The sequence below is a fragment of the Chloroflexota bacterium genome (genome assembly GCA_009840625.1).
GTDB lineage: Bacteria > Chloroflexota > UBA11872 > UBA11872 > VXNJ01 > VXNJ01.
Map to the genome: position 1 here is coordinate 12,825 of VXNJ01000018.1, position 23,428 is coordinate 36,252.

A 23,428-nucleotide genomic window follows, 5' to 3' on the forward strand; every position below is an offset into this window, starting at 1 on the left:
ACAGGCGCAAAATTATAGGCGTGCCCCATTTTTGAAATCCCGGCCCGGTTGCCAGAGCCCGGATGCCGACGGCTGATCGGGACGGGCGAATACGGCAGTCCGGCACCCTTCGGGCCGGGGCCGACCGGGCCAGGAACGAGGAGAGAAGTTGCAAGCAGATCAACTGGCCGCGCTGGGACGCGACCTGTGCGCCGCGGCGCTGCTGCGGGGCGATTTCGTCCTCTCCTCGGGCCGCCGCTCCAGCTACTACTTCGACAAGTACCTAATCGAAACCAGGCCCGAGCTGCTGGGACCGGTAGGCAAGGCGCTGGCGGCCCGCATCCCTGCGGGCACCGAGGTCCTGGCCGCCCCGGAGCTGGGCGCGGTCGCGCTGGCGGCGGCGATGTCGCTTGAATCGGGACTGCCGTTTGTGATCGTGCGCCGCGAGCCCAAGGAGTACGGAACGGCCCGCTTTTTCGAAGGATCGATCGCGGCGGGCCAGAAGGTCCTCCTGGTCGAGGATGTGGTCACCACCGGGGGCCAGGCCCTCACCGCCGCCGGCCGCCTGCGCCGGTTCGGGGTGCATTTGGACACCTGCGTTTGCGTGCTCGATCGCGAGGAGGGCGGACTGGCCCGTTTCCGGGAATTCGAGATAAGGCTGGACTCGCTCTTTACCACCTCCTCGCTGGAAATTAATTGACCGGCCCGGTTCGTCTGGCCCTGCTGTTCGGCGGGCGGTCCGGCGAGCACGCGGTCTCAATCGTTTCGGCCGATTCGGTCCTTGCCGGCCTGGCGCAAACCCCCCACCAGGTGACGCCGGTCGGTATCGACCGCGACGGGGGCTGGATCGTACCGTGCACCCCGGACCAGCTGCGGTCCGATCGGCCTCCGCCGGCGCAGTCGGCCCCGGCGGCGGCGCGCGAGCTGGTCTCCGGCTGCGACATAGTGTTCCCCTTGCTGCATGGCACCTACGGGGAAGACGGCACCGTCCAGGGGCTGCTGGAGATGTCCGGCATCGCCTACGTCGGATCAGGCGTGCTGGGCTCGGCCGCCGGGATGGACAAAGCGGTGATGAAATCGGTTTTTGAACGGTCCGGCCTCAAGACCGCGCCCTGGCGGCTGGTGCGGCGAACCGAATGGCAAAACGACCGCGCCGGGATCCTCCAGGGTCTGATCGGCGCACTGGGTCTGCCGCAATTTGTCAAGCCTGCCAACCTGGGTTCGTCGGTGGGGATCAGCAAGGCCGACGGCCGCGAAAGCCTGGCTGCGGCAATCGATCTGGCCGCCGCCTACGATACCCGCATCGTGTGCGAAAAGGCGGTCCCCGATGCGCGCGAAATCGAGATCGCGGTGCTGGGCAATCACGAGCCCGAGGTCTCGGTGGCGGGAGAGGTGTTCCCAGCGCGCGAGTTCTACGACTATGCCGCCAAGTACGAGGATTCGGCTTCCCGCACCCAGGCCCCGGCGGATCTGGACCCGGCCACCGCGCGCGCGGTGGCGGCAGCTGCCCGGAGCGCATTTGTGGCCCTGGATCTGGCCGGCCTGGCGAGGGTCGATTTCCTGCTCTCGGCCGACAGCGGCGACCTTTACATTTCCGAGGTCAACACGATGCCGGGGTTTACGCCGATCAGCATGTATCCCAAGCTCTGGTCCGAATCCGGCCTGCCCTATCCAGAGTTGCTAAACCGTCTGATCGAACTGGGACTCGAGCGCGCGGACGAACGTCGCCAGCTGCGCAACGCGTAGCCCACGTTGCGGACCGTGCAGCATCACCTACTCGCGAAAGTACCGCCGTGTGCGGGCTTAGGCGATGATTGCCGCCAACGCCTCCGGGGCTGGGGAATTGACCGTATCGAAAAGGCCCAGCAGTAACGCCAGGCCGACTCCCAGCACCCCCATGAGGATGAACCCCCCGATCACGGCCGCGATCGTTCCCAGGCAGGAAAGCCAGGTGGTCTGGTGGCGAGGCGGTGGGTGGTCCTTGCCCCGGTCGAACCGCAGCATGCGTCCCTACCCCGATTTTTCCCCGCCGACCGGGGCCGGCGCGACGGGCGGGTCGCCTTCCGGCGCCGCCAGTTCGACGGCGATCGCGGCGGCGCGTTCGCGGTCGTCGGGATCGAGCTGGCCGTCCAGCACAAGCCCGAGAAGGTGTTCTTTGAGCGGTTTTATCCAGGGTCCGGGAGGTCGGTCCAGCAGCTCCATCAGGTCGTTTCCGTCCAGCGGACTGCGCATGCGCGCCACGACGCCGTCGGCCCCCAGGCGTTCGCAGCGGGCTTCCAGTTCGGCCACCCTGGCAAGACCGTCGCGAATCTTGCGGTGCCGATAGCTGGTGATATCGGCGCGCGAAAGTTCTAGCAACAATTCGCGGTGGCCGCCGACCTCGCGCAGGTAGCGTCGCACCGCCCCGTCGGTCCAGTCGCGCGAGTAGAGGTTCGAGCGCATGTGCAGGGCGACCAGCGAGCTGACCTCTTCGGTGGTCGCGCGGTCGAACCGCAACCGGCCCAAAATCCGCCGCGCCATGCGGGCCCCGACCAGCTCGTGGCGGAAGAAATGCACCTTGCCGCCGCGCACCCGCCGCGTGGCCGGCTTGCCGATGTCGTGCAGCAGCGCGGCCAGGCGCAGGGGCAGATGCGCCCGCACCCCATTAACCACGCGCAGAGTGTGCGAGAGCACGTCTTTCTGGCGCGAACGCTCGTCGTTGTCGGTTTCGGCCAACTCCAGCAGCTCCGGGATCACGAACCGGCACAGCCCCAAATCGATCACGTCGGCCAGGCTGCCGGCCGGGTCCTCGGATAGCAATATCTTTTCCAGCTCGGCCCGGATGCGTTCGGCGGAGATAAATTGCAGGCGACCGGCGCTGGCGGCAATCGCCGACCGGGTCGGGGCGTCGATTTCCATGTCCAACTGCGCCGCCAGGCGGATGGCGCGCATCATCCGCAGCGGATCCTCGCAGAAGCGGTCCTCGGCCCGGCCGACCGCCCGCACCCGTCGCCGGGCGATGTCCCCGACTCCGTCGAATGGGTCGATCAGGTGTCCGCTGGAGATGTCCTGGGCGATCGCGTTGATCGTGAAGTCGCGTCGTTCCAGGTCCTGCCGAAGGCTGGTGCCGAATTGGACCTGGGGATGGCGCGAATGCGGATCGGGGTACCACTCCGAGCGGAAAGTGGTCACGTCCACCTGACCGTCGCCGAAGCGCGCGCAAACTGTGCCGAACGCCGATCCGATCTCGACGATCGCTTTGCCGCCCGATTGCCGCAGCAAACGCGAAATCTCTTCCGGCAGGGCCGAGGTGGCAAGGTCCAAATCGGGCGCCGCGCGGCCCAGGATGCGGTCACGCACCGAGCCGCCGACCAGGTATATGGAATGCCCGGCCCGCTCGAAAACAATTGCGATATCGCCCAGAAAATCCAATGCCAACGCCCGCAAGTGGTAACCCGGCTTCAACCGCCCCGCCGCAAAACTCCCTCAAAGCCAAGCTTAGGGCGCATTTGCCCCCAGAGTTGTCTCGCCGCCTGTCGCGGTGAGACCCGCAGACGGCGGATCAGCGTGTCGCCGAGCAGCAAGATTATGGCGGCAGTCAGCCAGTTCGGCGCCGGGACCCCGGTTGCCGGGGCGGCATCGAGCAAGCGGCCACCGGTCAGGGCGGCGATGCGCGCCAGTCGCGCCTGCGCCCCGGGGTCGGGTCGCAACTCTCCCGAGTAGGGGATCGCGACCCGCCCGACCGAAAGATCCCGCTCGCCGTCGCCGAGTACGTAAGACCACGTACCCGGGGAAAGGCCGACGCGCCCGCGGTAGGTCCCCGGGAAGACCGCCGACAGGGACGTGCTCACCTGTCCTTGTTCCCCGGAAAGCTCGAGTTCAAGTACGGTCGTGGCCGGCGCGGCGGCCGGATCAGGAAAACTAATCTCGAGTTCTGCTCCGCCGGCGCCGTTGGCGATCCGCCATTCCACCTCGGGGACGTAGGCTCCGCTGATCTGATTGACCAGCGCGGCCGCGAACGCGGGGAACTGATCCCAGGACGTCCATTCGGATGACCAGACCCCGCTCAGATCGCTGGTCCAGGCGACGACCGGGCCGCGGCCGTAGTGCCAGCTCGCCAGGATCGGCTCACCCTCGTTGGAGGCCAGCACGGTCTTGGCCTGCGGACGGACCTCGGTACGGACGTACCCGCCCAGCCAGGGCAGGGCCGCCGCGGCCGGGGTGAGGGCGAACAGTTCGCTGGGACTTGCCAGCCGCGGCTGCATGGGGCTGGAGACGGTGACGAAGTTCTTGGCCAGCTCCGCTTCCTGGGTCAGAACCGCCGGGATCTGGGCCGGGTCGCGGGCCACGTGAAAGCGTCCGCCCGCGCCGGTTGCCAGCGAGCTGAGAAGATCCAATTCGGCGTCGTCGCCCACCGCGATGGTCGAGATAGAGATCCCATCGTTGCGCGCCTGCTGAACCAGCGCTCCGAACTGTCCGTAGCTGGCCTGCCCGTCGGTGATGAGGATGATGTGGCGGATTTGGGCGGATTGGCCGGCCAGCTGGCGACGCGAAAAATTGAGGGCGCGGAAGATGTCGGTGGTCCCGTCCGGCCCGATGGCGGCGATCTCGGCGGTCAGCGCGGCGCGGTCCGAATCGGGCCCGAGCCGGGTAAGCGGGACGATCAACTCAGGCTCGCCGCTGAACGCCACCACCGCGACCTGGTCGCCGTCTTCGAGCAGCTCCAGGGCGGCGATGGCGGCCTCGCGGGCCAGCGCCAGCTTGCTGTCGGGCGTGGCCTGCGAGATCGCCATCGAGGTCGAGCGGTCGATCAACAAAAGCAGGGCTATTTCGGCCTGCTGCTGGTCGCGCCAGGGGTCCGAGTCCACCGGCAGCAGGTGGTTGAACGGCGAATCGGCGTAACCGCCGGCGGTAAACGAATTCGGGCCGCCGACAACCGCCAGCCCGGTCCCGTATTCGGAGACGGCCGCTTCAAGGGCTGCGATCTGACCCGCGGACAAATCGGATGCTGCCACGTCGTTGAGCAGCACCGCGGCAAATCCGGCCAGTTCCTGGGGGTCGTCCGGCAGCCGTGCGGAGTCGAGCAGCACCAACTCGTGACCCAACCCGGCGATCGTCTCCGCCAGCGGGCCGGATTCGCCTACGTGCAGCAAGGGGCGCGGGGCGCGCACGTCCAGCACCGTGGCCATCACGTCATTGGCGTTGGAGCCCCGCGGATCCAGGTATTCGGTAACCAGGCTGGCCGGACCCGCCACTGCCGGCGCCCGCAGGCGGGAATTGAATACCGAAACGCCCTCCTCGAGCAGGACCGAATCGTCGACCAGGAGGTCCTGGCCGCTCCAGATTCGGATCCGCCCGCGCCGCTGCCCGGCCGCCCACACCTGGACCTGGACCGCGAAGGGCTGGGAGGCCTCAATTTGCGAGCGGTGCAGGACCGCCAGGAGGGCGGCGTCGGGCTCTCCGGATTCCTCGACCGGCAGGACGTGAATGGCGCTGCCTTCCGCCGCCGCGTGCGCCAGCGCCGATTCCAAGTCGCCGCCGGTGGCGGCCCCGTCGCTGGCTAGGTACAGGTCGCCCCCGCCGCCTACGCCGGCCGCGATCGCGGCGGCGAGATCGCTTCCGGACGCTCCGAATTCGAAGGCCCCGGCCACCGCCCCATGGCTAAGCAGCTCGCGCGCCGAATCGCGCGCCGCAAGTTGGGCCGCCAGCTGCACGCTTTCCGATCCGTCAACGGCCACGACCGCCCCGTCCCGATCGCGCAGGTTGCAGACCCCCAGATCGAGGGCCAGGAACAGCGCCAACACCGCCAGGATCCGCACGGCGGCGGCCGTCCAGAGACGGACCGGACCGATCAGGGCCCGCGAACGCAGTGAAAGCACGGCGATCGCCGCCACCGCAACCACTGCCACGCCGGCCAGCGCCAGCGAAGTCCAACCGCCGCAGATCGCCAGTCCCGGGTCCATGGCTAGAACGCCCCCCGCCGACGGCTGAACCAGGCCCATTCGCCAATCAGGGCCGCCACCGCCAGGGTGGCCAACAGCGGCCACAACTCGAACACCCGGCTGGCGGTGCCGCCGCCCAGCGGTTCGGGTATGGCGCCCGGTGCGACCGCCGGACCGACAGCCTGTACCCAGACCGCGGTTTGCAGGATGGTGCTTCCTTCGGCCGCCTGGCGAATCCAGTGCAGACCAGTCCGCTGCGGGCGCCAGGCGACCCCCCGGCCGGCCAACTGGGGATCGACCGAGTCAGGGGCAAGGGGCTCGGCGCGCGACAGGTCGGTTGCAAGGACTACCTGTCCCTCCGGATCGAGGATCGACAGCGCGTCGGCGCGCGGGTGCGGCCGCAGCAGGGCCGCCACGCCGGCGCGGGCGGGAAGTGAACCGGGCAGCGGGTTCATGGGGTCGACCAGGGCCAGCAGGTCGCGCACGAACAGCGGGAACGCCGCCTGCCCGGAGAGCCCGGCTGCCGGGTTCAGCGCCAGGACCGCCATTTCGCGACCGGCCATGCGGGCCTGCCAGAGCCAGCTCCCCGAGCCCGAGGCGGCATGGCTGCGCGCCGCCGCCGGGGCGAGTAGGGCGCGGACCGCGCCCGGGGCCAGCGCCGTGGCCGGCACCCCGGAAAGCAGCGAGCCGGTCGGGTCCGCCAGGGCCAGGTCGAAAGTAGCTTCGGCGCGTTCCAGGATGCCCGTTCCGGCCGGTGGGTCGACCAGGACTATCCCGACGGCCGGCAACTGCTCGGGCACTTCGCCAACATATACGGCAATGTCGTATTCGTCCTCCGGGCCGGAGGCCACCTGGTGTCCGGCGGCCCGCGCCGCCCGCTCGTAGGCGACCGGGTCGGGGCCAACAACCAGGACTTTTCCGCGGGTCTGGTCGGCGGGACCGATGGCCGCGCTGACGTGGTCACCGCTGTCTGGACCGCCAAGCCACAGCCGGATTTGAGCGTCGGCCGGCAGGTCTTCCAGCAAGCCGTCCAACCGGCCGCTCGGCGGCATTCGACCCGACCGCACGATCCTGGCGCGTTCGCCCGGGCCGTCCGCGGACCCGTCGGGCCCGGTTTCGGCCAGCAGTTCGAATTCGGAACCCGGACGCCCGTAGAGGTGGTAGAGCAATGACTCGCCCGGCCGGCCCCCGACCGAAAGCAGCGGTCCCAACCGAAAGCCGTCCGGAACCGCCGGAGCGAGCACGCTCCAGCGTGGACCGGCGGAAATCTCCCCGGTGCCGGCCGCCAGCAGCAATCCGCGGGCGTCGTCCTGGCCTGCCATAAGCCCGGAGGCCAGATCAAGCGCCGCGCTCAAGTCCCCGCCACCGTGACTGCCCGGGACCCTGGCCAGGGAGATCAACACCGCCTCAGGATCGCCGTCCACCAGCGCGAGGCGGGGGTGTGGCTGGGCCAGTACCAGCGCGTGCCGGCGATGCTCCAGGCCCTCCAGCGCCGCCGCCAGCGGCGCCGGGTCAAGCCCCGGCTGGGCGACGGTCACGACGATTCCACCGCCCCCTCCCGGCAGGCGCACGCTGGGACTGGCCAGCGCCAGCGCCAGCAGGGCCAGGGCCAGTAGTTGCAGCAGCAGCGCCAGGTGCCGCCGCAGCCAGTCGCGCAGGCGCCGGCGACCCTGTCGCGGCGGTCGCCGCCAGGGGTGCAGCGAAGGTACTTCGATCAGCGGCAGCGGCGGCCGCAGGCGGTGCAACAGGTACAGGACCAGGCCCAGCGCCAGCCACCCCAGCGCTCCGGCGGCCAAAAGGGTCAGCGCAACAGCCCCCGCCGCCGCAGCGGACCCAGCACCGCCTCGCCCGCCTCCTGTTCGCTGGAAAGCCGCAGGTAGCCGATGCTGGCCCGGAGGCAGTAGCGCTCGAGGTGGGTGAACCAGGCCGAGCGGTTGGAGCGGTAGGCGGTGATCGGGTCGACCGATCCGTCCAGGGTCAGTTCGGCGCCGGTCTCGGCGTCGACCAGGACGGCGGCGGACGGAATGTCAGGGTCGCGGTCGAAACGGCTCTGGACGTGCAGGACCCAGGTCTCGTGGCCGGCGGCGGCGAGGCTGGCCAGGGCGCGCTCGGCGCCGTCGTCGAGCAGATCGGAAATCAGCAGGCAGACTCCGTGCGGGCCGCCGTAGTCGAGCAGGTGGCGGACCGCCATGGCCAGGTCGGTGGTCCCGTACGCACGCGGTTCGGCCAGTTGCCGGGTCAGCTGACGGAACTGGCGGCGGCTGGTCAGCTGCACCGGCGCGGTAGCCGATCCTTCGCGCAGGACGCTGAGCCGGACCTCGTCGCCGCCGGTCAGGGCCACGTAGCCGACGGCCGCCGCCAGCCCGGCCGCGAAGCCGAGCTTGCCGTCCATCGAACTGCTGCCGTCGAGCAGCAGCCACACCACCAGGGCCTCCTCGGCCTCGCGGAGCTTTACCTGCAGCTGGTTCAACCGGGCGTAGATGTTCCAGTCCAGGTGCCGCCAGTCGTCGCCAGGGGTGTATTCGCGGTAGCCGGAGTATTCGATTGAGGACCCCATCAGTCGCGAGGCGCGACTGCCCTGACGCGTGTTGTCGTGCCGTCGCCGGCTTACTAGATTGAGGCGTTCGAGCTGGACCAGCAGGGCCGGCGGCAGGGAGCGCTCGGGATCGAACGGGGCCATTTGGCGACGGCGGTTCAGCCGGGACGTGTCGCCATGGCGATCTCTTCCAGGACCTGGTCGGCATCCAGTTCCTCGGCCTCGGCCTCGAAACCCAGGACCAGCCGGTGACGGAGCGCCGGTTGCACCTGGGCGCGAATGTCGTCCAGCGAGACCTGGGCGCGGCCGGCCCGCAGAGCGGCTACCTTGGCGCCCAGCACCAGCGCCTGGGCCCCACGCGGGGACGCCCCGTAGCGGACGAATCGGTTGGTCACCGCGGGGGCGTCTCTGCCGGGGTGGGTGGCGTTTACAAGTTCGACCGCGTACCCGGCCACGTGCGGGGCCAGAACTACGTCGCGCACGGTGGCCTGGGCGGCGACCAATTCGTCGCGGCCGGCGACCGGGGCGGGCGTGGTCTGGACGCTCGTGGTCGTGCGGGCCAGGATTTCGACGACCTGTCCGGGGCTGGGCATCGGGACCAGGATCTTGAAAAGGAATCGGTCGAGCTGGGCTTCCGGCAGGGGGTAGGTGCCTTCCATTTCGATCGGGTTCTGGGTGGCGAGTACGAAGAAGCACTCCGGCAGCCGGTGGGTCTGCGAACCGACCGTGACCGAGCCCTCGGCCATCGCCTCCAGCAGCGCCGACTGGGTCCGCGGGGTGGCGCGGTTCACTTCGTCGGCGAGAACGACCTCGGCGAACAGCGGTCCGGGTTCGAAATTGAAGTGATGCTGGCCCCCGGTGTCCTGGCGGACGAAGGTCGTTCCGGTTATGTCGGCCGGCATCAGGTCGGGGGTGAACTGCACCCGGGAGAATTCCATCCCCAGGCATGCCGCCAACGTCCGCACCAGCAGGGTCTTGCCAAGTCCGGGCGCCCCTTCGAGCAGGCAGTGCCCGTCGGCCAGCAGCGTCGTGAGCACCTGGCCGACGACCTGGTCCTGCCCCACCAGGACGCGACCGATCTGATCGCGCAGGCGTTGCTCGAGATCCAGGACATCGGCCATGCGGGCCTCGTCGGCGTGGCTACTCATCGTCGGCCGCAAAGATGTAGGAACGCAGCAGTTGGTCGTCCTCGATTCCCGCGGGCGAACGGGTCGCCGGGGCGGTACGGGTGAATCCGAGCAATCCGGCCGAGGGGTTGCGGCCGGGCTCGGTTTCAATGCCCAGTTCTAGCGGTCGCGGCTGCAGCGAGGCCGGATCGGACTCTGGATTGAGCGGGACAAGCTCGACCGTTCCGTCCGTGCGGATGCGCTCGACCGAGCCCTCGCCGGACCCGTTGTCGCCGCCGCCGCTGGGCGGGCCCGGGTTTTCGGAGGTCGCCGGCTGCAGCGCCGAGGCCCCGCCGCCCAGCTGCTCCTCAAGTTCTTCCATGCGCTCGCGCAGTTCGGACTGGCTGGCCAGTTGCGCCTGCGTACTTTGCAGCGCTTCGCCGAGTTCGCCCAGAGCGTTGGCGGCCGAGGCCAGCCGGTGTTCGGACAGGGCGTCGCGGGCGTCTTCCAACGGACCGGCCAGGAGCGGATCGGCGGCCGATTCGGCGAGCGCCTTTTCCAGGGTTGACTGCAGGTTTGCCCGCTCCAGGGCGGTCAAATCGCTCAGGCGTTCGCCGAGCTGGCTGAGTTCGGCGGCCGCACCGGCGGCGTCGCCGGAGGCCATGGCCCGGCCGGCGTCGCGGGTTGTCGGATCCTCGGCGAATGTCCGGGCCAGTTCCTCCAGCCCGGCCGCGCGGGATTCCGCGGCGGGATCCAGCGCGCCGGCAAGCTCGGCCCGCGCCGCTTCCATGGCTTCGGTCTGGCGAGCGGCCTGAGCAGAATCGGTGGCAAGGGCCGGGACGGTTGCGGGGGTGGCAGCTCTGTCCCGCTCAATAACGAGTGCGGCCGACATTCCCACCAGGACCAGCGCCAACCCCATTGCGGCCACGCCGCCGCGGTCGAACCTCCCGCCGCCCACCGAACGCGGCGCGATCCCCGCCGCGCGTTCGGCGGCCCGGCGATGGAGTTCGGCGACCATGCCCGGTTCGGACCGGTCGACGGTCAGCGCGCTGGCCAGGAGATCGTCGAGCGCGTTGGCCCGGTCCAGGCGATGCGCCACCGCGACCGCGTCGGGGGCCGAGAAGGCCGGCGCCAGATTCCAGGCCGCCCATCCCGCGCCCAGCGCCAGCATCAGAACCGCCAGCGCCTCAAGTTGCAATTGCCACGTGGGCAGGGCCAGCGCCGTCGCGGCCATCGGGACCGCCGTCGCCCGTGGAAGGTTGGCCGCCACCTCCAGGCGCCGCAGTCTTGCCGCGGCCGATCCGAGCAGTCCCCGCAGGGCGGGCGCGGCGTCGCCGGCCGGGGGCACGGCCCGGAATCGGCCGCGGGGCCGCCGACCGGACAGGGGCCGGAGCAAATTCATGCCCGACCCGCCGCCGAAAAAGGCCGGGCGTTTTTTCCGGCTGGCCTCACGCCATCGGGTCGTCGGCGGTCGCCCGTGCATGGGCGAGCCGCTGCTTTAGGTCGGCGAGCAGGGTAGCCTGGTCGGCGCACTCGGCCAGGTCGCGAAGCTCGTGCGGATCATCTACGACGTTGAAGAGTTGCCAGCGTTCGAACCCCCGATAGGCGATCCGGATCAGTTTGTGGTCGCCGCGCCTGATCATGCGCTGGTGCGGGGTGTCCGGATCGCTGCTGCGGGCCAGCTGCATGTTGCCGTAGATCTCCTCGTGGACGACCGCCCGGTGGTCATCGAATGCCGGTCGCAGGCTCTTGAAATCACCGCCCGGCGCTTCCGCGCCGGCCATTTCCAGGAGCGTGGGATTGAGGTCGTGCTGGTAGCAGAGCGAATCGCAGCGCCGTCCGCGGCCGATCCCCGGTCCGCGCGCGATCAAGGGGATGCGGGCGCTGTGGTCGTAGAGGTTCTGCTTGCCGAGCAGCCCGTGCTGTCCGACGGAAAGCCCGTGATCGGCGGTGTAGACGACGATCGTCTCCTCGGTCAGGGATTCGCGGTCGATGGCGTCCAGGATCCTGCCGACGCATTCGTCCAGGTGCGAAATCATGCCGTAGTACTCGGCAATGTGTCGCCTCACTTCCCAGTCGCGCCGCGGGTGGTCGGCCAGGACCTCGTCGCGGATGTCGAGCATGCCAGTTTCGAACGGGTGTTCTCTCATGTAATTGGCTGGCAGTTCTATCTCGTCGGGCGGATATTGCTCGCGCCAGTGGTCGGGTGGGGTGCGCGGATCGTGGGGGGCGGTGAAGGCCACGTACAGGAAAAAGGGCCGCTCGCGGTCGCGCCGCTCGATGAAATCGACTGCCGAATCGGCCCAGATCTCCGAGGAAAAACCGTCGGCCTCGTAACCGTCCTCGGGGGGAAACGCGCCGCTGGGATCGAAATCGTGCACCGGAACCGCATCGTGGTCCGACATCCCGCCGAACATGATGCGGGCTCCTCCGGCGAAACCGCGCGCGAACGCCTCGCGGCCGTTGTGCCATTTGCCGATTCCGTGAGTCTGATAACCGGCCCGACCCAGCAGCTCGGGCAACAGCGGCAAATCGTCCCGGATCGGGTAGTAGGAAGGGTCGGTCTGGCCCGGCGCAAAGACATGGAACAGGCCGGCGCCGGTCATCAGCATGGCCCGCGATGGCATGCAAACCGCCCCGCTGGTTGAGCCCTGCAGGTAGGCCTGGGTGAACTGGGTGCCGTCTGCCGCCAGTCGGTCCATGTTCGGGGTCCGGACCTGGGAGTGGCCGATCCCGCTCAGGCAATCGTGACGATGGTCATCGGCGATCAGCACGACGATGTTGGGTTGGCTCGGCAACGGGCGCGCTCCGCTCCGTATTTGGCTTCCCTCTAGTTTGGCGGCTGCGGCTTCCCCGCCGCCGGTCTCAACCGGCCGGTTCGAAGGTGCGCATCAGCTCGCCGGCGCGGGATTTGATCTGGGCCGCGGCCTCGGCAGCCTCGGCGCCGCCGGCCATCGCCGCCAATTCGGCCATCTGGGCGTCCCGGTCCAGCGCTTCGACCGCGATCTGGCTGCGCCCGTCGCGTTCTTCTTTGGCCACGAAAAAGTGCCGCTGGGCAAAAGCCGGGATCTGCGGCAGGTGGGTCACGCACACGGTCTGGCCGCGGTTGCCAAGTTTCCAGAGCTGGTGTCCCACCGCCAGACCGCGGCGACCGCCGATGCCGGCGTCGATTTCGTCGAATATGATCACCGCCGGGGCATTGACCTGCAGCAAAGCGCAACGCAGCGCGAGCATGATGCGGGAGATCTCCCCGCCCGAGGCAACCTGCGCCAGCGGAGCCAGCGGTTCGCCGGGGTTGGCGGCCAGATCGAAGCGGACCCCGTCGGCGCCCTGCGGACCCATCCCGCCGACTTCCCGACACGCGAAGGCGCCGGCCGTTTCGGGCAGCGCTTCGACGGCAACCGCGAACCTGGCCCCAGCCATTCCCAAGGCGGAGAGGTTCTCCAGCACCGCCGCCTCCAGCCGGTTCCCGGCACGGCGCCGGGTGGCCCGCAACTCGGCGGCCAACTCGCCCATCCGCTTGCCGATCGCCGCAACCTGCGATTCGATCTCGGCGATCCGGCTGTCGGCCGCCTGCAACTGCTCAAGGCGGGCCGCGGCGCGGGAGGCGAATTCGGCGATATCGGCGGCGGATTTTCCGTATTTGCGCTTGAGGTCGTCGATCTGGCGCATCCGCGCCGCCAGCTGTTCGGCCCGGCCCGGGTCGGAGTCGAGCGATTCAAGTCGGGCGCGAAGATCGGCGGCGGCCTGGTCGGCGATTTCCTGGGCCACCCGGAGCTGTTCCAGGGAATCGGCCGAGTCGGGGTCCAGGGTTTGCGCGCGCGCAAGGCCCGCCAGCGCGCTGCCCAATCGATTCGAGGCTCCGTCCGATCCCGCCAGCGCGCCGAGTGCCCCGTCGATCAGCGCGGTCAGCTCGGCCAGGTTGCTGCTGCGGCGCAGCTCGGCGAGCAGTTGCCGCTCCTCGTCCGGTTCCACCCGCGCGTCGTCGATCTCGCCAATCTGGTAGGAGAGCATGTCAACCTCGCGGGCCCGGGCGGCGGCGTCGGCCCCCAGGCGCTCGCGTTCGGCTTCGAGGGATGCGAGGCGGTCGTATTCGCTCCGGTAGCGGTTCCGCAAATCGATGCATCCGGCGAATTCGTCGAGGAACAGTAGCTGCCGGGCCGGCCGCAGCAGGTCCAGCTGCTGGTTCTGACCGTTTATCTCGACCAGCAGCCGGCCGATCGATTCAAGCGCCCGCAAGGTGACGCTGCGCGAGTTGAGCCGCACCTGTGAACGCCCGCCCGGCCAGATCTCGCGCTGGACTATCAACTGACCCGATTCATCGTCGTCGATTCCCAGCTCGGTCAGACCGGGCCAGACCGGATGGGCGGCGGGCAATTCGAACACGCCCTCGATGAATGCGGATTTCGATCCGCTGCGCACCAAGTGCGATTCGGCCCGGCCGCCGGCGAGCAGCGCGACCGCGTTGACGATGATCGACTTGCCGGCGCCGGTGTCGCCGGTGAACACGTTCAGGCCCGGACCGGGGCGGACCACCAATTCGTTGACCAGCGCGAAGTCGCGCAGGTAGAGCCGGGTCAGCATCAGCTGCGCGGCGGAGGCGAGAGCTGTAGCCGGTCGGCCAGGTCGCGGTAGAAGTAGTCGGCCGGCCCAAAGCGCAGAAAGTGCACCGTGCGGGCGCTGCGCCGGCAGCTGACGACGTCGCCGTCCCGCAGCTTGTGCAGGTTGGTCCCGTCGATCGTCAGCGCCGCCTCGCTGAACCCGCTCAGCTTGATTTCGATCTTGGCCCCGGCGTCGACGACCAGCCCGTTGGCCGAATTGCGGAATGGGCAGATCGGCGAGATCGAAATGACCTCGGCGGCGGGATGGACGATCGAACTCTGCAGCGCCAGCGAGTAGGCGGTGGTTCCGGTCGGGGTAGCCACCAGGATTCCGTCGGCCCGGTAGCCCAGGACCGCCACTCCGTCGATGTGCACCAGGACATCGACCAGGCGCGCGACCTGGCCGCGCGCGGCCACGATGTCGTTGAGCGCGCTGCCGCGATCGATGATCTGGCCGTCGCGGACCTGGGCCCAGTCCAAAAGCAGGCGGCGTTCGATCCAACCGGCGGCAAAGTCAAGATCCTGGATACGGCCGACGAAGTCATGGGCCTCGAATTCGGTCAGGAAACCCAGGCGCCCGAAATTTATGCCCATGCACGGGACCTCGACCGCCGCCGCTGCCAGACCAACGCGCAGCATCGCCCCGTCGCCGCCCAGGCTGACCAGGAGATCGGAGCGCTCCATTCGGGCAGTGCAGTCGGCGATCGACTCGACTGCCGCCGACCAGGTGTCGTGTCCGGCCGATTCCAGGCCGTCGGCGATTGCCCGCACGGCCGGCCGGTCGGCGCGGGCGCGCGGACTAAGCAGTAATCCGATTCGCATCGGAGCCGTCGGTTTCCTGCTCAGCCGTCCAGGGTCCCCTTGGTCGAAGGGACCTGGCCGCCGCGGCGCGGATCAATGCTGACCGCCTGGCGCAGGGCGCGCGCCAGGGCCTTAAACAGCGCTTCGGCGCGATGGTGGTCGTTGTGTCCGGCCAGGATCGAAGCGTGCAAATTCAATCCGGCGTTGATGGACAGCGCATAGAGGAATTCGCGGATCAACTGCGTGTCGAGATCGCCGACCCGGGAGCCGTCGAATTCGCCTTCGTAGGCCAGGTAGCCGCGCCCGGAGAGGTCCACCACCACGCGCGCCAGGGCATCGTCGAGGGGCACCAGCGCATCGGCCATGCGGGTGATTCCGCTGCGGTCGCCGAGGGCCTGGGCGAGCGCCCGGCCCAGCACGATTCCGCAGTCTTCGATGGTGTGGTGGGCGTCAATCTCGATATCACCGCTGGCGCGCAGATCCAGATCGATCAGGCCGTGCTTGGACAGCTGGGCGAGCATGTGATCGAAAAAAGCGATGCCGCTGGAAATCTCGCCGCTCCCGGTGCCATCCAGATTGATGTGCACCGCGATGCTGGTCTCCGCGGTGGTCCGTTCAGCCTTGCCGGTTCGCATTTTGTCTCTGCGGGGGCTAGCCCGTCGTCCGGCCGCAAGGGGTGCGTCGACGGGTCGGTGTCCTCAAAGTATGGCGTTTGGCGTACGACATCGCGCGCCGCCGTCAGCGCCGTTCGGCGGCCCGGGCGTGCCCCTCCAGCCCCTCGAGGCGGGCCAGGCGCGCGGCCACCGCGAACAGCGGGCGGGCCTGCTGGCGGCTCAGTTCGAACCGGTTGACGCGCTTTAGGAAGTCGTACACGCTTACCGGCGAGGAAAACCGCGCGGTGCCGCCGACCGGCATAACGTGGGAAGGTCCGGCCACGTAGTCGCCCAGGACTTCCGGCGACCAGTCGCCAACGAAGACGCCGGCGGCGCCGGTGATCGAATCGGCCAGTTCGGCGGCGCGATCACCGAGCAGGCAGAGGTGTTCGGGGGCGTATTGGTCGACCAGATCGACCGCTTCGGAAAGGTCTGCCAGCAGGCCGACTCCGCCGTTCTGGGCGAGCGCGGCGCTGGCGATGTCGGCGCGTGGCAGGTCGGCGAGCTGGCCCTCAAGTTCGCTCTCGACCGCGGCGGCCAATTCCGCGCTGTCGGTCAACAGCAGCGGGCTCGCCAGGGGATCGTGTTCGGCCTGGGCCAGCAGGTCTGCGGCAACGTGGGCGGGGTCGGCGCCGTTGTCGGCGACTATGAGGGTCTCGGTCGGACCGGGCAGCGAGGGCACGCCGGCGGCCCCGAACGCATGTCGCAGAGCCAGGACCACGAAGATGTTGCCCGGGCCGGCCAGAACGTCCGCGCGCGGCAGCGGCGCGGCGCCCAGCGCCATGGCCGCGATCGCCTGGGCTCCGCCGAGCGCGTACACCGCGTCGACTCCGGCGACCGCCGCCGCCGCCAGGACTACCTGCGAAACATCACCGGAGGGACCCGGCGGGGAGGCCACGACGATCTCGGAAACCCCGGCCACCCGGGCCGGAATGGCCGTCATCAGCAGCGACGATGGGTAGACGGCGCGCCCGCCGGGGGCGTAGATTCCGGCAACCTTGACCGGGTGAAACCGCTGCCAGCAGCCGCCGATTCCGACCGGGCCCGGATTCGGCATCGTCGCCTCGTAGAAAGCCCGCACCCGGTCTGCTGCAAACTGCAGATCGTCCCTGGTTTGACGGGGCAACCCGGCCAGGGCGGCCCTGGTCGATGCCGGGCCCAGGCGAACATCCCTGGACCACGGCAGACCGAGGGCCCGGGTTATCCGTTCGGCCGCCGCCAAGCCGTCGCCGCGAATTTCTGCAAAGACCTCGGCCACGAAATCGGCCACTGCCAGGTCGCGCCCGTACACCCCGCGCATGACCCGGCGCTGTTCCGGCCCGAGCCGGGGTGCCGGGAGCGGGCGGCGGTGCAGCAGCTCGGATTGAATCCGGGACCGGCCCTCGACGATTCGCAGCCGCGTCACTCCCCGATGCCCAGCTTCTCCAGCATCCGGGCCTTGGCCGCCGAAGATTCCCCGAACAGGTAGTCCACCCGGCGCGCTATGATCGACGCCGCGCCGGCCGAACGCAGGTGCGCGACCGCGTCGATCAGCCGATCGCGGGCGATCGTGACCGTGATCGCATACCAGCTGGCCTGCCCGCTTTTTTCATAGACCGGCGAGACGGTCGGCCCTTTTATGCCCGAAAGGTCCAAGTCGCCCAGGATGGAGGCGGCGACCGCTTCCGGTGAGGCGCCGGACACGTTGGCGGTGATCGTGTAGGCCTCGGCCGCGGCCAAGTGGGCTTCGACGTACTCGAGCATTCGCCCGGCCAATTCGCGCTTGGCGGAATCGGCCCGCAGCGCGGCGACATTGCCGATGAGGCAGGCCGCCGAACGCATCACCACCCCGTCGGGAAGTTCGCGGAGGCGGTTCTGGCGCAGGGCCGAGCCGGTCTCGACGATGTCGCAGACGATGTCGGCCGAACCCAGACTGGGGGCCGCTTCGACGCTTCCGGAGGTATTGACCACGCGCAGGTTGTAGACCCCGTGTTCAATCAGGAAATTGCGGGTCAGGGCAGGGAAGGAAGTCGCCACCCGCAGCGCCCGGCCGCCGCCGCGAAGCTCGAGCGCGACCTCAGCCAGGTCGGCTACCGATACCACGTCGACCCAGGCGTCGGGCACCGCGATCGCCAGCCGCGCCCGCGAGTAGCCCAGATCGTCCCAGAGGACGACGACCTCATCGCTTCCGGCTCCCGATTCGGCAAGGATGTCGCGTCCGGTAATCCCCAGATCGGCGTTGCCGGAGCGGACCTGTTCGACGATGTCGCTGGCGCGCTGCAGGTGGGCGGCGACTCCCGGCAGGGCCGGCACCGTACCCGCGTAGCTGCGCGGGCTGCGCATCGAGACTGCCAGACCGCACCTGGCGAGCATGGCCATGGTCTGCTCGCCGATTCGTCCCTTGCTGGGAACCGTGAAATCGAGCCGGTCGGCGCTCATTTGTCCTCGGCCATCAATTCACGCACCAGCGCGGCGACATCGGCGGGCGGTACCCGGCGCTGCGCGCCGCCGGCGATGTCGTGCAGGACGACCTCGTCGCCATCCCGCGGTCCGACCTGGACCGCCGCCGCCAGTCCTTCGCGGCGGGCACGGTCGATCTGGGGTTCGACCGGCTGGTCGGAATCACCCAGGCGGGTCCGGAGCCACGCCCGGCGGAGTGACCTGGCCAGGGCCAGAGCGGCCCCGACGTCGCCGTCGGCCAGTACCAGAACGTCGGCCGGGGAGCGCTGGCCGGATCCCGTCAGCCGCTCCCCACCGGCTTCAAGCAGGTTTTCAATCCTGAAACTGAGTCCCACCGCCGGCGTCGGCGCCTGCGGGGAGATTGCGGAGAGCAGGTCGTCGTAGCGACCGCCGCCGCCGACCGCCAGCCACTGGTCCGCGCTTCGGCAGTAGACGTCGAACACCAGGCCGGTGTAGTACTGCAGTCCGCGCCCCAGGGCCGGATCGAACTCGAGTCCGTCGATGTCCTCGCCGCTGGCGCGCAGAAGCTTGACCAGCCGGTCGATTTCGGCCAGCGGGCCGGCGTCGATCCCGCGCTGGGCGAGCACCATGCCGGTGGATGCGAGCGCCGAATCCGCCGGACCGCTGCACGTGGCCAATTCGCTCAGGAGGTCGAAGGCCTGATTAAGACGCTCGGTTTCGTCGCCGCGTTCGAATTTGGCGGCCAGGCGGTCGACTATCTGGTCGCGGCTGCGCGCCCCGATCGGATCTTCCCCGCCCCCGGCGATCGAGGCCACCAGAGCGTCGAGTCGGTCGCGGTCAAGGCCCGGCCCCCATCCCAGGTCCTGGGGCGCGGCGGCGCGGTACTTCCGGAGCGCATCCTCGCGCACCGAATCGATGCCGCCGCCGGGCGCGCGCAGGTCGGCCAGGCCCTCCAGCAGGATCGATCGGGCGCGTGGCGAGAGCCCCAACTGGGCCAGGACGTCTGAGAGCAGCCCCAGGTGTCCGAGCACGATCCGGCGTTCCCACAACTGCGCCTGCGAGAGCGCCGCATAGGCCAGCGCGATCACCTCGGCGTCGCCGGCTGGACCGCCGATCCCGATGAGTTCGGCGCCGACCTCGGTGAACTGTTCGATGTCCCCTCCGCCGCCTTCGCCACGTCGGAATGCCGACCCCGAGTACATCAGTCGGGCCGGGCACTGGCGTCGCCGGTCCGCGGCCCAGGCTCGGGCCACCGAAGCCGTCAATTCCGGCCGCAGGCACAGAATTTGACCGCCACGGTTCGGAAATTCGAGCAGTTGCGAGACGACCCTTGCGCCGGCTCGGCGCTCGTACAGGTCGACCGCCTCGATCAGCGGAACGCCAACCCCCTGGTAGCCGAATCCGGCGATCGCGTCCAGCATGAGGGAGCAGACCGCACGCTGCGCGGCCCAAGTCTGCGGCGGCAGGTCGCGCGTGCCCTCGACGCGGTCAACCGTCGAAGTGTTCACCGCGGTCCCGCCCGGCGGGGCTCGAGGCGTTCGCGGCTGTCGAGCAGGATGGTGACCGGTCCGTCGTTAATCAACTCCACCTCCATATTGGCCCCGAATTCGCCGGTGGCAACCTCCGGGCCCAGATCCGCGATTCTGGCGGCCAGGCGCTCCAGCAGTCTCCGGGCCAGTTCCGGGGCCGCCGCCCCGCCAAAACTCGGACGCCGACCCTTGCGGGTCGAGCCCAGCAGGGTGAACTGCGAAACCAGCAGCACCTGGGCGCCGCAGTCGATCAGCGAGCGTTGGAATTTGCCGTCGCGATCGAAGATGCGCAGATTAACGATCTTTTGCGCCAGCCAGTCGACATCGTCATCGCTGTCGCCGTCGGCCGCTCCGGCCAGCACCAGCAGACCGCGCGATATGGCCGCGACCTCGCGGCCATCCACCCGGACGCTAGCGCCGGATACCCGCTGCAGCACCGCCTTCATGGCCAGGCCCGCCGTCAGCCACCGGCCGCGGCTCCGGCCGGGGTGGACTTGGTCGGTGACTCGGATTTGGCCGAAGCGGATTCGGCCTTGGCGGGCGCCGCGTCGGACTTCGGCGCCGAGTCCGAATCCTTTTTGGCCGCCGCTTCTTTCTTGGCCTCTACGGCTTCGGAAGTCTTGGGCTTGGGGCGCGAATCGGTCTTGTACCAGCCCGAGCCCTTGAAAATCACCCCGGCCGGAAAGATCACGCGCCGCAGGCTGGGGGCCCCGCAGTCGGGGCAGTCGACCAGCGGGTCGTCGGCGAAGCGCTGGCGGACTTCGGAGCCCGCGCCGCAGGCGTCGCAAGCGTACTGATACGTCGGCATCGTGGTGTGGTTGGGGGTCGGGGGAGGGTCGCGGCCGCAAGCGGGGCGCAACCGCTAAGGAAGCCAAATTCTAGGTAAGGCGCGCAACCACCGGGAATCGCCGTGGCGCCGATGCCGGGGACCGGACGTGATCCCCCGGGACTCCCAACGGTTCAGGCGTCTTTCCTAAACGGTGACGCAGGGGCCGGCGCCGACCTGGATTGGCGGCGGAATTGACTATCCGACCAAGCGAACCGATCGGACGCCGCCCAATTCGGACGGCCGACCGGCGGGCCAACCGAATGCTCAACCGCGATTGGCCCGCTCGAGCGCCTCCAGGTTCAATTGCGCCCAATCAAATACATCGCGGTTCCGTACTCTTCGCCGCAACCGGCGCATGCGGCGCTCCTGCTCTTTGCCCGGCAGGGTGATCGCTTCGTACATCGTTCGCGCCAGCCCGTCGATATCGTGCGGATTTACTTGCAGCGCGTCCGGCATGTAGTTGGCCGCGCCGGCGAATTCGGAGAGGACCAGCACCCCGTTGTTGTCGTGGCGGGCCGCGCAGTATTCCAGCGCCACCATGTTCATCCCGTCGCGCAGCGGGGTTACCAGCATCACGTCGGCGGCCAGGTAGTAACTCATCAGCTCCTCGACCGGCAGCGAGCGGTACAGGTAGTGGACGGGAACGCGGCCCAGGCGCGCGAACCGGCCGTTGATCTGGCCCACGAGCCTTTCAATCCGTTCGCGAATGCGCTCGTAATCGCCGACCCGTTCGCGGGTCGGGACCGCCACCTGCACCAGGACGCAGCGTTCGGCAATCTGCGGGTAGCGCTCTAGCAACGTGGCAAATGCCCGCAGGCGGATGTCGATCCCCTTGGTGTAGTCGAGCCTGTCCACTCCCAGTACGATCGCGGCATCGCTGCTGAAAATCTCGCGCAGACGGGCGGTTTGCCGCTTCACCGCCGGTGTAACCGCCAGGTCGGCGAAGAACTTGTAGTCGATCGCGATCGGCGCTTCCATGAGCGTTACTTCACGGCCCTGCCAGCGCAGGCTGGTGAACGACCCTTCGGCGGCGGTGTACTGGCGGGCGGCCAGCGAAAAGTTGTTGCGGGCCCGGCGCGTCTGGAATCCCAGTACATCAGCCCCCAGCATTCCTTCGAGCATTTCACGGCGCCAGGGAAGTTGACCCAGCAGGTCTACCGGCGGGAAAGGGATGTGCAGGTAGTACCCGATTGCAACGTCAGGGCGCAACGCGCGCAGCTGCCCCGGGACCAGGTTCAACTGGTAGTCGTGGACCCAGCAGATGTCGCCGGAACGCAGCAAGCCGGAGGCGGCGTCGGCGAAGCGGCGATTCACATCCACGTACGGCCGCCACCAGTGGCGGTGATATTCGGGGGTGCGCAAGGCGTCGTGGAACAACGGCCAGATGGTCCCGTTGCAGAACCCGTAGTAGTAGTCGTCGACTTCCTCGGCGCTGAGGCGTACCGCGCGCAGGTTCAAGCCCTCGTGCTCGAAGTCGTAGGGACCGTCCTGCGGCACGCCGGACCAGCCGACCCAGCTGCCGCGGCCCCGTCGAAGGACCGGGGCGATGGCGTTGATCAGGCCGCCGGAACTGGTAACCCAGCGCCCTTCGTCGTCGCGACGCACCGGCAACCGGTTGGATACCACAATCAGGCGGCGATCGTCGGCTTCGATGTTCCCTCCCGGTCGGCGGTCGGGCCGCCAATCGGCCTCGGGGGCGCCGCAGTCAATTTAAGCCCCCGCCGGGCCGAGCCCGGAAATTCGATAATCGCTTGGCGCTGCGACGAGACGCTTCACGAGGTGCGCTTGATCATTTTCGAGTGGTCGCTCAGGCTGGCCGGGGACGGCGAGCCGCCGGCCGCCGAGGACACTGGAATTTGGCTGCAGCGGCAGTTTGCCGGGATCGGCTGGCCGCCGCCGCGGATCTTTCACAGCAATGCCGACCGCGACCTGCTGCGGGTCGAATGCCGGTTCGAGGACCTGGATTCTTTCGAGTCCGCCTGGCCCAGGTTCGAGTCGGCCGGGCTGGGTCGGCGCCTGGGGCGCGAACTGGGGCTGGAGTTTGACGACGCGTCGGAGTGCCGCCAGCTTTACTCCACCCAATACGTGCGAAGCGCGGTAGACGAGACCTAGTTAACGCCGAACCGGTCCGCTAACCGCGGCCGGAGCGGGCTTGATCGCGCAGTTCGCGCATCCCGAGGGTCTTTATGCCGCGGGCGGCGAACTCACCGGCCAGGGCCCCGCCGGGCGCAAACAGGAAACGTTCCGAGTCGCGCTGCATCCAGTCGGGCGCAAACGCCTTGAGGTCGCTGCCGCCCAGGGCCGAATGCAGGATGAAGTAATTCCTGGCGTCGGGCAGCCCGTCGATCCGCAGCCGGTGGTGATGTTCGGCCACGAACGGGTTGTACCAGGGAGTTTCGGCCTCCACGAGGTCAAAGACCGGAAATCCCCGCTGGGTGACCGACGCGGCCATTTCCCGGGTCAGGGCCGGGTCGGTCCGAAGTCCGTGCTGGGCGAGCATGTCCACGTCGTCGGACATGGCCGGCGGCAGCGCCAGGACCGGCAGGTCGTATTCGAGCCCCAGCTCGATGTAGTCGCGGTAGAAGGCCTTGTCCAGCGCGGTGCCCATGTGGGCGTCGACGTGAGTCACGTCGATGCCGGTATCCAGCAGGAGTTCGAGCTGGGCCCGCATCTCGCGCCGAACCTCCGCCGGGTCGGCGTGGGCGATCGTCTCGCGCGACTTCTGCCACAGCGTTCCGTCGGGACCGCACAGGCTGGGCACGTCATCTAGGACCGGGCCCCACGCGAACCCCGGAAATTCGTTGTTGAGGGTGATGTGGCAGCCGACGTCCAGTTCGGGGCGCTCGCGGGCGATTTCGACCATTTCCGCAAATCCCGGACAGGGGACCATGATCGAGCCGCAGGTGGCCGCCCCCTCCATCGCTTCCACGCCGCCCAGGTTGGCAGGGCGCGACATGCCGAGATCGTCTACGTGAATCACCGTGAAGTTGTCCATTAGCTGCGTCCTTGCAACTTGACCGGCACAAATGCAGTTTGGCGCGGGTTGTCTTTAGACCCCCTCCTTGATCTTCCC

21 protein-coding genes are annotated in these 23,428 nt (G+C 68.9%); 3 read left to right on the plus strand and 18 right to left on the minus strand.

Features of this window, described 5'->3' with window-relative positions:
- Nucleotides 1–148: 148 nt before the first annotated feature.
- Complete coding sequence (gene pyrE, locus F4X41_09635; GenBank protein ID MYB17269.1) at nucleotides 149–679, plus strand: orotate phosphoribosyltransferase; 531 nt, start codon at nucleotides 149–151, stop codon at nucleotides 677–679.
- Entirely contained in the window at nucleotides 676–1,725 is a 1,050-nt protein-coding gene (locus F4X41_09640) for a D-alanine--D-alanine ligase (GenBank protein MYB17270.1), read from the plus strand. The genes pyrE and F4X41_09640 overlap by 4 nt, the downstream gene beginning before the upstream one ends.
- Before the next feature lie 57 nt (nucleotides 1,726–1,782).
- On the opposite strand, the gene F4X41_09645 is transcribed toward F4X41_09640, so the two are convergent.
- From F4X41_09645 to F4X41_09725, 17 genes are all read right to left on the minus strand, one after another.
- The gene (locus F4X41_09645) at nucleotides 1,783–1,983 is read right to left on the minus strand and encodes a hypothetical protein (GenBank protein MYB17271.1); all 201 of its coding nucleotides are present in this window, start codon (nucleotides 1,981–1,983) and stop codon (nucleotides 1,783–1,785) included.
- Nucleotides 1,984–1,989: 6 nt separating this feature from the next.
- Nucleotides 1,990–3,390 (minus strand): HD domain-containing protein, encoded by a 1,401-nt coding sequence (locus F4X41_09650; protein ID MYB17272.1) that lies wholly within the window; start codon nucleotides 3,388–3,390, stop codon nucleotides 1,990–1,992.
- A 29-nt stretch (nucleotides 3,391–3,419) separates the two neighbouring features.
- Complete coding sequence (locus F4X41_09655) at nucleotides 3,420–5,960, minus strand: VWA domain-containing protein (protein MYB17273.1); 2,541 nt, start codon at nucleotides 5,958–5,960, stop codon at nucleotides 3,420–3,422.
- Nucleotides 5,924–7,696, minus strand: coding sequence for a hypothetical protein (locus F4X41_09660; GenBank protein ID MYB17274.1), 1,773 nt, complete (start codon nucleotides 7,694–7,696; stop codon nucleotides 5,924–5,926). Before F4X41_09660 ends, F4X41_09655 begins: the two co-directional genes overlap by 37 nt.
- Nucleotides 7,697–7,701: 5 nt before the next feature.
- Complete coding sequence (locus tag F4X41_09665) at nucleotides 7,702–8,580, minus strand: DUF58 domain-containing protein (protein MYB17275.1); 879 nt, start codon at nucleotides 8,578–8,580, stop codon at nucleotides 7,702–7,704.
- A gap of 14 nt (nucleotides 8,581–8,594) precedes the next feature.
- Nucleotides 8,595–9,584: a MoxR family ATPase gene (locus F4X41_09670; protein ID MYB17276.1), complete on the minus strand. Its 990-nt coding sequence runs from the start codon at nucleotides 9,582–9,584 to the stop codon at nucleotides 8,595–8,597.
- On the minus strand, nucleotides 9,577–10,890 hold the full coding sequence (locus F4X41_09675; protein ID MYB17277.1) for a hypothetical protein: 1,314 nt from the start codon (nucleotides 10,888–10,890) through the stop codon (nucleotides 9,577–9,579). The genes F4X41_09670 and F4X41_09675 overlap by 8 nt, the downstream gene beginning before the upstream one ends.
- Before the next feature lie 100 nt (nucleotides 10,891–10,990).
- Nucleotides 10,991–12,361, minus strand: a complete 1,371-nt coding sequence (locus F4X41_09680; protein ID MYB17278.1) for a sulfatase-like hydrolase/transferase — start codon at nucleotides 12,359–12,361, stop codon at nucleotides 10,991–10,993.
- 46 nt (nucleotides 12,362–12,407) lie between these two features.
- The gene (gene recN, locus F4X41_09685; protein MYB17279.1) at nucleotides 12,408–14,126 is read right to left on the minus strand and encodes a DNA repair protein RecN; all 1,719 of its coding nucleotides are present in this window, start codon (nucleotides 14,124–14,126) and stop codon (nucleotides 12,408–12,410) included.
- Nucleotides 14,126–14,965, minus strand: a complete 840-nt coding sequence (locus tag F4X41_09690; protein MYB17280.1) for an NAD(+)/NADH kinase — start codon at nucleotides 14,963–14,965, stop codon at nucleotides 14,126–14,128. The genes recN and F4X41_09690 overlap by 1 nt, the downstream gene beginning before the upstream one ends.
- A gap of 20 nt (nucleotides 14,966–14,985) precedes the next feature.
- A complete protein-coding gene (gene hisB / locus F4X41_09695; protein MYB17281.1) occupies nucleotides 14,986–15,579 on the minus strand; it encodes an imidazoleglycerol-phosphate dehydratase HisB in 594 nt (197 codons plus the stop codon).
- A gap of 103 nt (nucleotides 15,580–15,682) precedes the next feature.
- Nucleotides 15,683–16,897: a histidinol dehydrogenase gene (gene hisD, locus F4X41_09700; protein MYB17282.1), complete on the minus strand. Its 1,215-nt coding sequence runs from the start codon at nucleotides 16,895–16,897 to the stop codon at nucleotides 15,683–15,685.
- 101 nt (nucleotides 16,898–16,998) lie between these two features.
- Nucleotides 16,999–18,015 carry an ATP phosphoribosyltransferase gene (hisG, locus tag F4X41_09705; GenBank protein MYB17283.1) on the minus strand — a complete coding sequence of 339 codons (1,017 nt, stop codon included), beginning with the start codon at nucleotides 18,013–18,015 and terminating at the stop codon, nucleotides 16,999–17,001.
- Entirely contained in the window at nucleotides 18,012–19,505 is a 1,494-nt protein-coding gene (locus F4X41_09710) for a hypothetical protein (GenBank protein MYB17284.1), read from the minus strand. The genes hisG and F4X41_09710 overlap by 4 nt, the downstream gene beginning before the upstream one ends.
- The gene (locus tag F4X41_09715) at nucleotides 19,502–19,972 is read right to left on the minus strand and encodes a D-tyrosyl-tRNA(Tyr) deacylase (protein MYB17285.1); all 471 of its coding nucleotides are present in this window, start codon (nucleotides 19,970–19,972) and stop codon (nucleotides 19,502–19,504) included. Before F4X41_09715 ends, F4X41_09710 begins: the two co-directional genes overlap by 4 nt.
- 14 nt (nucleotides 19,973–19,986) lie before the next feature.
- Nucleotides 19,987–20,334: an FmdB family transcriptional regulator gene (locus F4X41_09720; protein ID MYB17286.1), complete on the minus strand. Its 348-nt coding sequence runs from the start codon at nucleotides 20,332–20,334 to the stop codon at nucleotides 19,987–19,989.
- Nucleotides 20,335–20,619: 285 nt separating this feature from the next.
- The gene (locus F4X41_09725) at nucleotides 20,620–22,008 is read right to left on the minus strand and encodes a trehalose-6-phosphate synthase (GenBank protein ID MYB17287.1); all 1,389 of its coding nucleotides are present in this window, start codon (nucleotides 22,006–22,008) and stop codon (nucleotides 20,620–20,622) included.
- A 132-nt stretch (nucleotides 22,009–22,140) separates the two neighbouring features.
- On the opposite strand from F4X41_09725, the gene F4X41_09730 reads away from it, so the two are divergent.
- Nucleotides 22,141–22,467: a hypothetical protein gene (locus F4X41_09730; GenBank protein MYB17288.1), complete on the plus strand. Its 327-nt coding sequence runs from the start codon at nucleotides 22,141–22,143 to the stop codon at nucleotides 22,465–22,467.
- Nucleotides 22,468–22,486: 19 nt separating this feature from the next.
- On the opposite strand, the gene F4X41_09735 is transcribed toward F4X41_09730, so the two are convergent.
- Nucleotides 22,487–23,350, minus strand: coding sequence for a ChbG/HpnK family deacetylase (locus tag F4X41_09735; protein MYB17289.1), 864 nt, complete (start codon nucleotides 23,348–23,350; stop codon nucleotides 22,487–22,489).
- Between the last annotated feature and the right edge of the window lie 78 nt (nucleotides 23,351–23,428).